Annotated in this window: 12 protein-coding genes, 1 rRNA gene and 1 pseudogene; 11 read left to right on the top strand and 3 right to left on the bottom strand. The window is 45.7% G+C overall.

The features are described from left to right. Window positions 1-747: EamA family transporter RarD (rarD, locus tag QTO00_RS05200; protein WP_331423437.1), on the bottom strand; the 747-nt coding region annotated here is incomplete at its 3' end. A 159-nt stretch (window positions 748-906) separates the two neighbouring features. Between rarD and recQ the strand changes: the two genes are divergently transcribed. From recQ to QTO00_RS05185, 3 genes are all read left to right on the top strand, one after another. Beyond that, window positions 907-2745 carry an ATP-dependent DNA helicase RecQ gene (gene recQ, locus QTO00_RS05195; RefSeq protein ID WP_331423436.1) on the top strand — a complete coding sequence of 613 codons (1839 nt, stop codon included), beginning with the start codon at window positions 907-909 and terminating at the stop codon, window positions 2743-2745. Next, window positions 2738-3052, top strand: a complete 315-nt coding sequence (locus QTO00_RS05190) for a DUF3630 family protein (RefSeq protein ID WP_331423435.1) — start codon at window positions 2738-2740, stop codon at window positions 3050-3052. The genes recQ and QTO00_RS05190 overlap by 8 nt, the downstream gene beginning before the upstream one ends. A gap of 197 nt (window positions 3053-3249) precedes the next feature. Then, window positions 3250-3918, top strand: coding sequence for a 7-cyano-7-deazaguanine/7-aminomethyl-7-deazaguanine transporter (locus QTO00_RS05185; RefSeq protein WP_331423434.1), 669 nt, complete (start codon window positions 3250-3252; stop codon window positions 3916-3918). A gap of 77 nt (window positions 3919-3995) precedes the next feature. Here the strand turns inward: QTO00_RS05185 and gppA are convergent, their stop codons facing one another. Then, window positions 3996-5486, bottom strand: coding sequence for a guanosine-5'-triphosphate,3'-diphosphate diphosphatase (gene gppA / locus QTO00_RS05180; protein ID WP_331423433.1), 1491 nt, complete (start codon window positions 5484-5486; stop codon window positions 3996-3998). Window positions 5487-5493: 7 nt separating this feature from the next. Continuing rightward, window positions 5494-6795, bottom strand: a complete 1302-nt coding sequence (gene rhlB / locus QTO00_RS05175; protein ID WP_038209965.1) for an ATP-dependent RNA helicase RhlB — start codon at window positions 6793-6795, stop codon at window positions 5494-5496. A gap of 112 nt (window positions 6796-6907) precedes the next feature. On the opposite strand from rhlB, the gene trxA reads away from it, so the two are divergent. The 8 genes and pseudogenes from trxA to QTO00_RS05140 all read left to right on the top strand — a co-directional run. Further along, complete coding sequence (gene trxA / locus QTO00_RS05170; RefSeq protein WP_038209964.1) at window positions 6908-7234, top strand: thioredoxin TrxA; 327 nt, start codon at window positions 6908-6910, stop codon at window positions 7232-7234. 201 nt (window positions 7235-7435) lie between these two features. Next, on the top strand, window positions 7436-8695 hold the full coding sequence (gene rho, locus QTO00_RS05165) for a transcription termination factor Rho (protein ID WP_038209963.1): 1260 nt from the start codon (window positions 7436-7438) through the stop codon (window positions 8693-8695). 104 nt (window positions 8696-8799) lie between these two features. Next, window positions 8800-9795, top strand: a complete 996-nt coding sequence (locus QTO00_RS05160) for a hypothetical protein (protein ID WP_331423432.1) — start codon at window positions 8800-8802, stop codon at window positions 9793-9795. A gap of 93 nt (window positions 9796-9888) precedes the next feature. Further along, window positions 9889-11278, top strand: a pseudogene (gene ubiD / locus QTO00_RS05155) (4-hydroxy-3-polyprenylbenzoate decarboxylase); the annotation flags it as partial. Between the two features lie 53 nt (window positions 11279-11331). Continuing rightward, window positions 11332-11736: a hypothetical protein gene (locus QTO00_RS20975; protein ID WP_443088897.1), complete on the top strand. Its 405-nt coding sequence runs from the start codon at window positions 11332-11334 to the stop codon at window positions 11734-11736. Then, window positions 11733-12002, top strand: coding sequence for a 2Fe-2S iron-sulfur cluster-binding protein (locus QTO00_RS05150; RefSeq protein ID WP_331423428.1), 270 nt, complete (start codon window positions 11733-11735; stop codon window positions 12000-12002). Before QTO00_RS20975 ends, QTO00_RS05150 begins: the two co-directional genes overlap by 4 nt. Window positions 12003-12016: 14 nt before the next feature. Next, a complete protein-coding gene (gene fre / locus QTO00_RS05145) occupies window positions 12017-12730 on the top strand; it encodes an NAD(P)H-flavin reductase (protein WP_331423427.1) in 714 nt (237 codons plus the stop codon). Window positions 12731-13266: 536 nt separating this feature from the next. Continuing rightward, window positions 13267-13352 (top strand): 16S ribosomal RNA (locus QTO00_RS05140); the annotation flags it as partial.

Here is a 13352-nt window from a genome sequence, read left to right as displayed (position 1 = left end):
TTGAAAGAAGCCGAGTGTAGATAATTTCAAACGTGTCGCTGCACCTGTGAAGCAAAGTAACGGCAAAGTTGTGACGACACCTGCTGCAATCAGAAGCAAGTTAAGGTTAAGCGGATTTTGGCTAAAGTGCGAGGTCGGGCTATCCGCAATCCATAGCAAATAGATAGCTGCAACTGGCAGCAGGACTAAGGTCTCGATAAACAGACCTGTTTGTGCTTCAAGGCTGACTTTCTTGCGCAGCAAACCATAGAAACCAAAGCTGAATGCGAGCGCGATGGCGACAACAGGTATCGATCCAAACACAAATAGTTGGACCAATACACCGCAAGCGGCTAGGGCAACGGCAAACCATTGCAATTTACGAAGCCTTTCACCAAGAAACAACATCCCCAATAGAACATTTATAAGTGGGTTGATGTAGTAGCCAAGGCTAGCATCAAGCATGTGGTCAGAATTGACCGCCCAGATGAAGATCAACCAGTTTGCACCAACTAAAATAGCTGTTGTAATAAGATAAAACAGTTTCTGTTTTGATTTCATTACATCGCGGACGTTACGCCAGCGACGACCAAAATGGAGCAGCGCCGCGAGTAAGAAGAAAGACCACACGACACGATGGCTTAAAATCTCTAGCGGGGAAACATCAGTCAAAGCTTTAAAATAGATAGGAGCGATGCCCCACATGGTGTATGCCCCAATGGCAAGGAAGACACCCTGTTTCGCGCGCTGTTGTTCTTCTGGAGTCATTTCGCTCTACTCGATGATAATTTTTACAAATTGAAACAAGTAGTATAAGGAGCATAATCCGATTCACCTAACAATTTGCGGTTTTATTCACCTTTAAACCCCACTACAATGTGCCACTGCGTTTTACACGTTTGCTCTGCAACTCTATTGAGATAATTCATGACCTCGACACTTTTAGCCCAACCTCCTGTAAGCGACTTGCCGACGCCGCAAAGCATCTTAGAAGATGTTTTTGGTTACCAAAGCTTTCGCGATGGTCAGCAAGAGGTGATCGAGTCAGCGGTTTCTGGTCAAGATAGCTTGGTGATTATGCCAACGGGTGGCGGCAAATCCCTGTGCTATCAGGTCCCCGCGTTGGCGCGCGAAGGGTTAACCTTGGTTATATCGCCATTGATTTCTCTGATGAAAGATCAAGTCGACCAACTAAAAGCAAATGGTGTGGCCGCTGAGTGTGTCAACTCGACCATGTCTCGTGAAGAGTTACTCTCAGTCTACAATCGTATGCACTCTGGGGCGCTGAAGCTGATTTATGTCTCTCCTGAGCGAGTGCTGATGCGTGACTTTATTGAGCGCTTAGAAAATTTACCCCTATCGATGATTGCGGTAGATGAAGCTCACTGTATTTCTCAGTGGGGGCATGATTTCAGACCAGAATACGCCTCTTTAGGTCAACTCAAGCAGAATTTTCCTCATGTTCCAGTTATGGCGCTGACTGCCACCGCAGATGACGCCACGCGAAGTGACATCATGCAGCGCTTACAACTGCAGGAACCCCATACCTACTTAGGCAGCTTTGACCGACCCAATATTCGTTACACCCTAGTAGAGAAACATAAACCGATTTCTCAAGTGGTGCGTTTTCTCGAAGGGCAGCGTGGAAGTTGCGGCATCATTTATTGCGGTAGCCGTAAGAAAGTCGAGATGGTGACAGAGAAGTTATGTAACAACGGCCTTCGTGCTGCCAGTTACCATGCGGGTCTGGAAGTTGATGAGCGCGCTTACGTGCAAGACGCTTTTCAACGCGATGATATTCAAATCGTGGTGGCGACAGTGGCGTTTGGTATGGGAATTAACAAGCCCAATGTCCGTTTTGTTGTTCACTTCGATATTCCACGCAACATTGAGTCTTACTATCAGGAAACAGGCCGAGCAGGGCGAGATGGCTTACCTGCGGAAGCCATGATGTTGTATGACCCAGCGGATATTGGCTGGTTACGCCGCATGCTTGATGAAAAAGATGATGGCCCGCAGAAACAAGTTGAAGCTCACAAGCTCAATGCAATGAGTGCTTTTGCCGAGGCGCAAACCTGCCGTCGCCAAGTATTGCTCAACTATTTTGGTGAATACCGAGAGCAGCCGTGTGGTAACTGCGATATCTGTTTAGATCCACCAAAGCATTTTGATGCCACTGAACAAGCACAAAAGGCACTCTCTTGTGTGTATCGCGTTAACCAAAGTTTTGGTATGGGCTACGTGGTGGAAGTACTACGCGGCATGCAAAATATCCGTGTGCGCGAAAATGGTCATGACAAACTGTCGACCTATGGCTTAGGCCGAGAGAATAGTCACGACTATTGGGTGAGTATCTTCCGCCAGCTTATCCACAAAGGGTTGTTGTTGCAAAACATCACCCGTAATTCGACTTTACAACTCACCGAGGAAGCAAGACCGCTGTTACGTGGTGAGATGTCGTTAGAACTGGCGGTACCGCGTTTAGATACGGCTGCTCGTGCTGCTAAGTCTGATAAGCTGACCAGTAAGAATTACGACAAGAAGTTATTCGCCAAACTGCGCAAGTTACGTAAAGCGATCGCTGATGAAGATGGCTTGCCACCCTATGTGGTATTTAGTGACGCCACATTGATCGATATGGCAGAAATCCTGCCTACATCATATGGTGAGATGCTGGCAGTTAATGGTGTGGGTCAACGCAAACTAGAAAAGTACGCCGATCCATTCTTAGATTTAATTCAGGAGCATTTAACCAATCATGGTTGATAGACAAACGGAATTTAGCCTACTTGAATATCAAGCCGATGAAGGGCGCATCATTATCCGTGCGCCACGGTTCGACTTTGATGCCTTTCCTAAATTAGCAGACAGATTGGTCACGCTGTTATCGGCTTCTGTGGTTGAAAAGCAGTGGGATGCCGACATCCACTCTTGGTTGATTGACTTTGAAGGGTGTCAGTTGTTCTTAAAGTCAGAGCATTATAGTGAAAGCGTCTGGTTTGAGGCTTTAGCGATTGAAGAGTCGAGAGAAGAGCTCGATTTCTTAGCTTCGCTATTTAAGCGAGGCTTTTAAGCTAATTTTACTACGCCAACGATTGCGTATTAACAGCAGCTTGCAGCGACAATCGGTTAATGTATAATCGCCGACCTTGATATTTGTGATTCAAATATTCAAGCTGATTTTTAATTAACATTGTTGGTAAGACTCTTTCCTAACGAAAGATTCGATTTGGGTTCCCTCACCCCCAAACCAAACTAAAAAGGTATCGCATGAGTAACTTTACCCCTGCGCAGCAGCGCAAAGCCCTTTTTCTTTTAGTTCTGTTCCATCTGATCATCATTGCATCTAGCAACTACTTGGTTCAGTTGCCGTTTACAGTCTTTGGTTTTCACACTACTTGGGGCGCATTTACCTTCCCATTTATTTTCTTAGCGACTGACCTAACCGTACGTATTTTCGGTGCTCAACTTGCTCGTCGTATTATTTTCTTGGTGATGTTACCTGCTCTGGCGGTCTCTTACGGTCTGTCGGTACTATTCTATGAAGGTGCGTTTCAAGGTTTGAGTCAGCTAGGCGAGTTTAATCTGTTTGTTGCTCGAATTGCGATTGCGAGCTTTATGGCTTATCTGCTTGGTCAGATCTTGGATGTGCATGTGTTTAACCGTCTGCGCCAGTTAAAGCAGTGGTGGGTTGCGCCAACCTGTTCAACGCTATTTGGTAACGCGCTAGATACCATCGCTTTCTTCGCGATTGCCTTCTACCAAAGTCCAGACCCATTTATGGCGGAGCACTGGACTGAAATTGCACTCGTCGACTACGGCTTCAAGTTGGTGATCAGTTTAGGCTTGTTTGTGCCTATGTATGGTGTGTTGCTCAACTATCTTGTGAAAAAGCTCACCGCAGTGAACCCCAACTTTAAAGCGGTGGGTGTTAACTAACGCCTTATTTAAAAGAAAGCCCGAGAGATATCATCCCTCGGGCTTTTTTGTATCTTTCAAATTTTGTTTAGTAGAAACTAGTATTCAACAATCGATAGTGGCCAGCCGATGTCACTTTGTCGATTGGCTTCTATCTCAAGCTCAGCAGCAGTAAGAGGGTTGTCTTTCAGCCATTGCGCTTTTAGCGTCAGAGTGAGCTTATCGTCGCTAGAGCTTAGGGTAATGTTTGGCTCAAGTTCAGGGTTTCGACGATGGGTCAGTAGCACCGCTAAGCGTAGTAAGCGTAATACGCGTTTGGCACTAGTGCTTGAGAGTGCGTGCTGCTCAGGTAGTGAAGTCAATTGCTCACGGTAACGGCGGGTTAGTTCACCTAATAGATGTTTTTGCGCGCGTGTATAGCCAGGCAAATCAAGATTCTGTAGTAGGTAAGCGCTGTGCTCACCACCTTTCTTAAAATCAATCGTTAAACCAATTTCGTGCAGCTTTGCAGCAGTTTCCAGCAGTACTTCACCTTGAGACTCAGCAAGCCAGTCTGGTTGGCATTCAGTTAGCAGTCTAGTTGCCATGTTGGCAACTTGTTGGCCGTAGGCAACGTCGATCTGATAGCGGCTCTGTACACTGCAGATAGTGCGAGCGCGAATATCATCCTGCTTGAGCTCTTCTACCATTTCATACACCAAGCCTTCACGTAGCGCACCGCCCGCTAGTGTCATCGAATCAATTTCAAGTAACTCGAAAATAGCGATAAGGATCGACAGTCCGCTTGGAAATACTAATGCTCGCTCTAATGTAAGGCCTTCAATTTCGAGCTCTTCAAGGTGATCCGCCATCATGGCTTGCTTTTGCAGGCGCTTAAGTTTGGAATGGGTAATAACCTCATCCATCCCTTGCGCTAGCATGATCTCTTGCAGGGCTTGAACAGTCCCAGATGCGCCAACACACACGTCCCAACCGATTTGAGTGTACTGCTCAAGGATGGGGTCTAGCGTCTGTTTGGCCGCTTGAATCGCGATGCTGAAGTTGGCTGCATTTAGTTGGCGATCTTTAAAGTGGCGTTCAAGCCAAGTGACACAGCCCATTTTTAAGCTGGTTAGTGCTTTGGCTTCAAAACCTTGACCAATAATTAGCTCGGTACTCGCACCGCCAATATCAACCACCAAACGGCGGCCACTGCCACCTGAAGTATGAGCGACACCCTTGTAGATAGTTGCCGCTTCTTCTTCACCACAAATAACTTCAATCTTGTGACCAAGGATTTGATTGGCTTTTTCTAGAAAGACATCCACATTGGTGGCAGTACGTAGCGTTGCGGTACCGACAATGCGGATGTTCTCTTTAGGGATATCTTGCAGTCGTTCTGCAAATAAGCTCAAACAGTCCCAACCGCGTTGCATGGCTTCTAGGCTTAACGCATTGTTGTCGTCTAAACCTGCCGCAAGGCGAACTTTGCGTTTAATTTTAGCCATCGTTTGTACGCTGCCATCAATGTGACGCACAACGAGCATATGAAAACTGTTCGACCCGAGGTCGATGGCTGCGTAAAGCGGAGATGAAACTGCTTGACTCATAGACGACTTAAGAATCCTTTTGCTGACGTTGACGAGGGCGGTTGTTGTTACGACGGTTGCCTGAACGTGAACCACCAGTGTTGGTGCGACGTTGCTGCGGACGGTTTGAACGCATACGTAGCGGAGCTGGTAGGTCTTCAATCAAAGCGCTAGGATCGTAATCAGACACAGGGATCGTGTGCTCAATGTACTCTTCAATCGGCGGAAGGTTGATTGCGTAGTCTTCGCACGCAAAGCTAATTGAGTGACCACTTGCACCTGCACGACCGGTACGACCGATGCGGTGTACGTAGTCTTCGCAGTCGTCTGGAAGATCAAAGTTAAATACGTGAGTGACTTGAGGGATATGCAGACCACGCGCTGCCACGTCAGTTGCGACTAGGAGATCCACTTCGCCTTTCGTAAATTGCTCAAGGATGCGCTCGCGCTTTTTCTGAGGAACGTCACCAGTTAGCAAACCAACACGATGACCGTCTGCTGCTAGGTGGCCCCAAACTGACTCACACTTGTGTTTAGTGTTAGCGAAGATGATTGCACGTTCTGGCCACTCTTCTTCAATCAGAGTTTGCAACAGAGCCATCTTATGTTCGTTAGAAGGGTAGAATAGCTCTTCTTGGATACGGTGACCCGTTTTCACTTCAGGCTCAACAACAACATGCTCAGGGTTGTGCATGTGTTCGAACGCTAGCTCTTGAACGCGGTAAGAAAGCGTTGCTGAGAACAGCATGTTCAAACGCTCTTTTGGTTCAGGCATACGACGGAATAAGAAACGGATGTCTTTAATAAAGCCTAGATCGAACATGCGGTCTGCTTCATCAAGAACAACGGCTTGAATGTGGTTGAGGTTGAATACCTTTTGCTTGTAGAAGTCGATAATACGACCCGTTGTACCGATCAGGATATCAACGCCATCTTCTAGCTTAGCAAGCTGTTTATCGTAGCTCTCGCCGCCATAAGCAAGTGCTGCTTTAATGCCTGTACTTGCAATCAGCGGCTCTGCATCGTTGTAAATCTGAATCGCCAGCTCACGAGTTGGTGCCATAATAATTGCACGTGGCTGAGTTGGCTTACGTCCTTCATGCTCAGAAGTCGTCAGTAAGTGGTTAAAAGTAGCAGTCAGGAAAGCGAGTGTCTTACCTGTACCCGTTTGGGCTTGGCCTGCGATGTCTTGGCCGGTGAGCAGTACCGGCAGCGCCAAGGCTTGGATCGGGGTACAAAATTCGTACCCTTTTTTCTCCAAACCTTCAGTAATTTGAGGGTGTAAACCCAAATCGGCGAACTTTTGCTCTGTGATATGCGTCTTTTTCATGGGGATAGAATATCAGCTAAAGCTTGCAATAAGAAAGTAAATACATTCCAATAGGGCATCTATTTACTGGTTATCATCCAACCAGTTTCAAAAAAGCACATTGGAGTGGAAGATGAGTGATAAGATTTTGCAGCTTACGGATGACGGTTTTGAAGCCGACGTAATCAATGCTGCAGGCCCTGTACTAGTAGATTTTTGGGCAGAATGGTGTGGTCCTTGTAAGATGATTGCTCCTATTCTTGATGAAATCGCAGATGAGTACGAAGGCAAACTCACTATCGGTAAACTAAATATCGACCATAACGCAGGTACTCCACCTAAGTTTGGTATCCGCGGTATTCCTACATTACTACTTTTTAAAGATGGTAATGTGGCAGCGACTAAGGTTGGTGCTCTATCTAAAACTCAACTAAAAGAGTTTTTAGACGCAAATCTATAAGTAGTGAATGAAGCAAACCGTGCAATTTGAATGAATGCACGGTTTTGTTTTTGTCACCCAACAAAATCTAGACTAGGCTACTAATTAGTGCTAATTTATCGCACGTTAAATAAACAAGTTTCTCTTCTTGGTCGATCCTGTGACCAAATTCATCTTAACTAAATAACAGATCCTATTTTGACTAAAAAAGTATCCACCACCATGAATCTAACAGAACTGAAGAACAGACCTGTGTCTGATCTTGTCAAACTTGGCGAAAGCTTGGGCCTTGAAAACCTAGCTCGCTTAAGAAAGCAAGACATTATCTTCTCTATCCTTAAAGCTCACGCGAAAAGCGGCGAAGACATTTTTGGCGATGGGGTTCTGGAAATACTTCAAGACGGTTTTGGCTTCTTGCGCAGCGCAGACAGTTCTTACTTGGCAGGCCCAGATGACATCTATGTATCTCCAAGTCAGATCCGCCGTTTCAACCTTCGTACAGGTGACTCGATTGCTGGCAAGATTCGTCCACCCAAAGACGGTGAGCGTTACTTTGCTCTACTAAAGGTCAATACAGTTAACGATGACAAGCCAGATAACGCGCGTAACAAGATTCTATTTGAAAACTTGACGCCACTACACGCGAATGAGCGTATGGTGATGGAGCGTGGTAACGGTTCGACAGAAGATATTACTGCACGTGTTCTAGACCTTGCCTCACCAATTGGTAAAGGCCAGCGTGGTCTTATCGTTGCTCCACCTAAAGCGGGTAAAACAATGCTGCTGCAAAACATTGCACAGAGCATTGCTTACAACCACCCAGAGTGTGAGCTGATGGTTCTTCTTATCGATGAACGTCCAGAAGAAGTGACCGAGATGCAACGTCTAGTTAAAGGTGAAGTGGTTGCTTCAACGTTTGATGAGCCTGCATCTCGCCACGTTCAAGTTGCAGAAATGGTTATTGAGAAAGCAAAACGTCTTGTTGAACACAAGAAAGACGTGGTAATCCTGCTTGATTCAATCACTCGTCTTGCTCGCGCATACAACACAGTCGTTCCTTCTTCAGGTAAAGTATTGACTGGTGGTGTGGATGCTAATGCACTTCATCGTCCTAAGCGTTTCTTCGGTGCAGCACGTAATGTGGAAGAGGGCGGTAGCTTAACTATCCTCGCTACAGCGCTAGTTGATACTGGTTCTAAGATGGATGAAGTTATCTACGAAGAGTTTAAGGGTACAGGTAACATGGAGATCCACCTGAACCGTAAGATTGCTGAGAAACGTGTCTTCCCTGCGATTGACTTTAACCGCTCAGGTACTCGTCGTGAAGAGCTTCTAACTAAGAACGAAGAGCTTCAGAAGATGTGGATTCTACGTAAAATTGTTCATCCTATGGGTGAAATCGATGCGATGGAGTTCCTAATCGACAAGCTAGCAATGACAAAAACTAACGATGAATTTTTTGACGCAATGCGTCGCCAATAATCGCTAGAAAGATTTGTAAAACGCCACCGACTTCGGTGGCGTTTTTGTTTGCATTATCTACTGATAGCGCGCACAATGAAGCTAAATGTTACAAGGAGGTTAACATGCAACAAGGAATGTTGTCGTCGGTACTCCTATCTATTGTTTTAGTTTCAGGTTTACCTACTGCCATAGCCACTGAGATGGAACCTCACAAGGTAGATCAGTGGCTGCAAGACACTCAAGTTCAGGACAAAGTTGCTGAACTGCTTCAATATGTCGTTGAAGATGATATGGATGGCCTTAATTTTGCTCTGCAAAGGCTTTCTTTACCTGTTCAAGAGGCTTCTCGTTATCTACTTCTGAAAAAAATCGAACAGCAAAACCTGATCCTTACACCTAAAATGGCTCTGTTTGTTGAAAAGCAGCAGTCGATGGTGCCTACATACCAAGTGTTAGAGCGAGGAGATGGCTACGAGTTTTCTGTTCCAGCTTTTAACTATCCTGCGATTGCCCACCGTCTACTTAAACAGTGGCGACGTGATCAATCTACTTTAGAGTTTGTTTTAGAAGCTGAGCGTGGAGAGCTAGTTTTAAAGGATTGGCTTTCTGGTAACGATTATCAGGTACAAACTCGTGAAGCACTGCTAATCCGAGAACTTGATAGCCTTTCTCCAGAAGCGGTCAATACCTTGACCGAGCAGCTAACTGACAGCGCTATCGTGAGTTGGCTTCCTTCTTCTCAGGTTATGGTTCGCTTGGCTCAGGTGAGTGAAGACCCAGAAGTTTATAAGCTACTTTGGCTGATGAAGGCGGACTTTAATAGCGAATCTGAGGTTGCTCGCCTGGCCAATGTGGCTGATGCGTTTTCCCTCCAGCAAGTTATGCAGGCATCGAGTAATCCGAGATTAAAAGAGCTCGCCATTACGGAATTAACCAAAGTGAGACCGATGTCGAATGAGGTTAGGGAGTTCCTTGTTGCTCGAATGGCCGTATCAGATGACGCAAGGTTTATTGCTGGGCAACTGGCCAGGCAAGGTTATGCTTCTTGGCTAGAAGAGCTAGCAAGCAGCAATCAAAAAGTAAATAGTCGAGCGATTCTCAGTGTTTTAGGTCAGTAAATTCGGTGGCATATAACCACAATAAAAAGAGGGATCGAATGATCCCTCTTTTTGTTATACTGGCTGCAGATTAACCAGCCCAATAATAGGTCTATGAGTTTTAAGGATTTACGCGACTTTGTTGCACATTTGGAAAATGAAGGGAAGCTACAGCGCATCTCTCATCCAGTTGACCCCGCTTATGAAATGACGGAAATCAGCGATCGTACATTGCGTGCTGGTGGACCTGCGTTGCTGTTTGAAAATCCTATCGGCTTTGACATGCCCGTACTGACTAACCTGTTTGGTACTCCAGAACGCGTAGCGATCGGTATGGGGCGTCAAAATGTCAAAGAGCTTCGTGAAGTGGGCAAACTGCTCGCTTATCTTAAAGAGCCAGAGCCACCGAAAGGGTTTAAAGATGCACTCGATAAGTTGCCCGTATTCAAGCAAGTGCTGAATATGCCAGCTAAGAGGTTGCGGAAAGCATCGTGCCAAGAGATTGTTTGGCAGGGCGAAGAGGTTGACCTAGACAAAGTTCCGGTGATGAGCTGTTGGCAAGGTGATATAGCGCCACTTCTCACTTGGGGGCTAACGGTTACTAAAGGGCCGAACAAAAAGCGCCAAAACCTGGGTATCTATCGTCAGCAAAAGATCGCTAAGAACAAAATTATCATGCGTTGGTTGGCCCACCGTGGTGGAGCTTTAGACCTGCGAGATTGGATGGAGACTAACCCGGGTAAACCTTTTCCGGTTTCGGTTGCCTTTGGTGCCGATCCGGCAACGATACTTGGCGCAGTAACGCCGGTGCCAGATACACTTTCTGAGTACGCATTTGCAGGTTTACTTCGTGGTAAGAAGACCGAAGTCGTTAAATCGGTGAGTAACGATTTGGAAGTACCAGCTAGCGCAGAAATTGTTATGGAAGGCTATATCGATCCAAACGAGTTCGCTGACGAAGGTCCTTATGGCGACCATACTGGCTACTACAACGAAAAAGAGAAGCACCATGTCTTTACCATTACTCATATCACCATGCGTAAAGACCCAATTTATCACAGTACCTACACGGGTCGTCCGCCAGATGAGCCTGCGGTATTAGGTGTTGCTCTCAATGAAGTGTTTGTGCCGATCCTGCAAAAGCAGTTTCCTGAAATTGAAGACTTCTATCTACCTCCCGAAGGGTGTTCGTATCGCATGGCGGTAGTGACAATGAAGAAGCAATATCCTGGTCATGCGAAGCGAGTCATGATGGGTGTGTGGTCTTTCCTACGTCAGTTCATGTATACCAAGTTCGTCATCGTGTGTGATGAAAAGGTTGATGCCCGAGATTGGAACCAAGTCGTTGCTGCCATGACGGAGCACATGGATCCAGTTAGGGATAGCTTGTTTATCAATAATACCCCGATTGACTCACTTGATTTCGCGTCTCCTGTTGTTGGTCTTGGCTCTAAGATGGGGCTCGATGCAACGGAAAAATGGGATGCGGAGTTAGCTGACTCGCATAGCACGCAACAACAATACCCTCAGTTAGCTAATACAGAGTTAAAAGAGTTTATTGCCCAGAATCCAGAACTTATTGATATCTACATTCCATCCAGCGCTATTAACAATAGCTTTGCTGTAGTGACGATGAACAAGCAAAAAGCAGGGCAGTCGCAGCAGTTAGCTGAAAAGGTCGAGCAGTTCTTAGTTGAACGTGGTACTCCTAAGTTTATTGTTGTTTGCGATGATGATGTGAATGCAAGCGACTGGAATGACATCATCTGGGCGGTTACCACACGTATGGACCCTGAACGGGATACCAAACAAGTCGCTAGTGGCGAAACACGATTAGTGTTGGATGCGACGAATAAGGTTGAAGGTGAAGAAGTGTCTCGAGAATGGGGCACACCTATCAACAAAGATCCTCAACTTGTGGCTAAAATCGACGCGATTTGGGATAAGTTAGGTATTCTATGAGTTACTCCGTCATCTTGTTGCCAGATAACATAGAATTCGAAGTACAAGATGGACAAACGGTGTTGGAAGCGGCGCTCAACAATAATATCCGCTTTCCTCACCGATGCCAGGTTGGTGCGTGCGCTGCCTGTTTGTGTCGTAAACTAGAAGGAACAGTCTCTTATCACCTTGAACCCATGCTCACAGAGAAAGAGCAGCAGCAAGGATGGATATTTGCTTGCCAAGCCTTCGTAGAAAGTAAATTAGTACTTACTTTAGATGAGTAAGTAAGAGGAACACCATGACAATTCAATGTAAAGTAAAGTCAATACAGCCTTTGGCTTGCAATACTTACCAAATTCTATTGCACCCAGAAAGCCCGGTGAGTTTTAAAGCGGGTCAGTACCTAATGGTCGTAATGGGTGAAAAAGATAAGCGCCCGTTCTCTATTGCTAGTAGCCCTTGCCGACATGATGGTGAACTAGAACTTCATATTGGTGCGGCCGAGCAAAACGCTTACGCGCATGAAGTGGTAGAAGCAATGAAAACGGCACTAGAGCAAAACGGCGAGATCACGATTGATGCTCCTCACGGCGATGCTTGGATTAAAGAAGAGAGCGAAAGTCCTATTCTATTGATCGCTGGTGGCACGGGCTTTAGTTATGTGCGCTCTATTCTTGATCACTGTATTGCACAGAGCAAAACCAACCCTATCTACTTATATTGGGGTGGGCGCGATGAACGCCAATTATACGCAAGACAAGAGTTGGAACAGATCGCAGCGGACAACCACAATGTTACCTTTGTACCCGTAGTCGAAGATGCGACTGATGAGTGGCAAGGAAAGGTAGGTAATGTTCTTCAAGCGGTAGAACAAGACTTTAGCTCATTGGCCGAGTATGACATCTATATCGCTGGTCGCTTTGAAATGGCAGGCGCAGCTCGTGAGCAATTTACGCTAAATAAGCAGGCCCAAGCGTCAAAAATGTATGCCGACGCTTATGCATTTATATAAAGAGTGACAATTCAGGTCAAAAAGGGAGCGTTTTGCTCCCTTTTTTTATGCTTTTGCATACAATTTCAACGAACGGTTACTTTTTTCAATTTTATTTGAAAAAGGGCTTGCGCTTAAATCTCAACTGCCTATAATGCGCATCCACTGACACGGCAGACGCCACAAGGCTTCAGCGAAAAGTCAGTAAAGCCAACTAGCTTTGATTCAACTCAAATTGAGTGAAACAAAAACTTCAAAAAAGTGTTTGACACTTTAAATTGAAACGCTAGAATGGCTGCCTCTTCGTGAGTGACATGAGTCACAAACAAGAGTAGCTCTTTAACAATATAAACCTATCAATCTGTGTGGGCACTCGTTGATGATAATCCAAATAGTTTCTTCGGAAACAATTTAGGTTTCAATGAACTGAGTGACCATTTGAATGAGCAATCATTCGAGCACAGTCAATTCAAGTTTTCTAGGAACTAGCTTCGAGTGACTAGGAACTTATCAGTATTCATTGAGCCTCCCCTATTTATTTAGGGAATCAAAACTTTAAATTGAAGAGTTTGATCATGGCTCAGATTGAACGCTGGCGGCAGGCCTAACACATGCAAGTCGAGCGGAAACGAGTTAACTGAAC

This window comes from Vibrio sp. M260118 (assembly GCF_036533755.1).
In the GTDB taxonomy this organism is placed as follows: domain Bacteria; phylum Pseudomonadota; class Gammaproteobacteria; order Enterobacterales; family Vibrionaceae; genus Vibrio.
Note: the sequence above shows the minus strand (reverse complement) of the source record. Positions and strands in the feature narration are given on the sequence as shown.

What these genes read in the sequence shown, in the direction of transcription:
- recQ (WP_331423436.1), top strand. Translation starts at nt 907, where the DNA reads ATGACCTCGACACTTTTAGCCCAACCTCCTGTAAGCGACTTGCCGACG.
- QTO00_RS05190 (WP_331423435.1), top strand. Translation starts at nt 2,738, where the DNA reads ATGGTTGATAGACAAACGGAATTTAGCCTACTTGAATATCAAGCCGAT.
- QTO00_RS05185 (WP_331423434.1), top strand. Translation starts at nt 3,250, where the DNA reads ATGAGTAACTTTACCCCTGCGCAGCAGCGCAAAGCCCTTTTTCTTTTA.
- gppA (WP_331423433.1), bottom strand. Translation starts at nt 5,486, where the DNA reads ATGAGTCAAGCAGTTTCATCTCCGCTTTACGCAGCCATCGACCTCGGG.
- rhlB (WP_038209965.1), bottom strand. Translation starts at nt 6,795, where the DNA reads ATGAAAAAGACGCATATCACAGAGCAAAAGTTCGCCGATTTGGGTTTA.
- trxA (WP_038209964.1), top strand. Translation starts at nt 6,908, where the DNA reads ATGAGTGATAAGATTTTGCAGCTTACGGATGACGGTTTTGAAGCCGAC.
- rho (WP_038209963.1), top strand. Translation starts at nt 7,436, where the DNA reads ATGAATCTAACAGAACTGAAGAACAGACCTGTGTCTGATCTTGTCAAA.
- QTO00_RS05160 (WP_331423432.1), top strand. Translation starts at nt 8,800, where the DNA reads ATGCAACAAGGAATGTTGTCGTCGGTACTCCTATCTATTGTTTTAGTT.
- QTO00_RS05150 (WP_331423428.1), top strand. Translation starts at nt 11,733, where the DNA reads ATGAGTTACTCCGTCATCTTGTTGCCAGATAACATAGAATTCGAAGTA.
- fre (WP_331423427.1), top strand. Translation starts at nt 12,017, where the DNA reads ATGACAATTCAATGTAAAGTAAAGTCAATACAGCCTTTGGCTTGCAAT.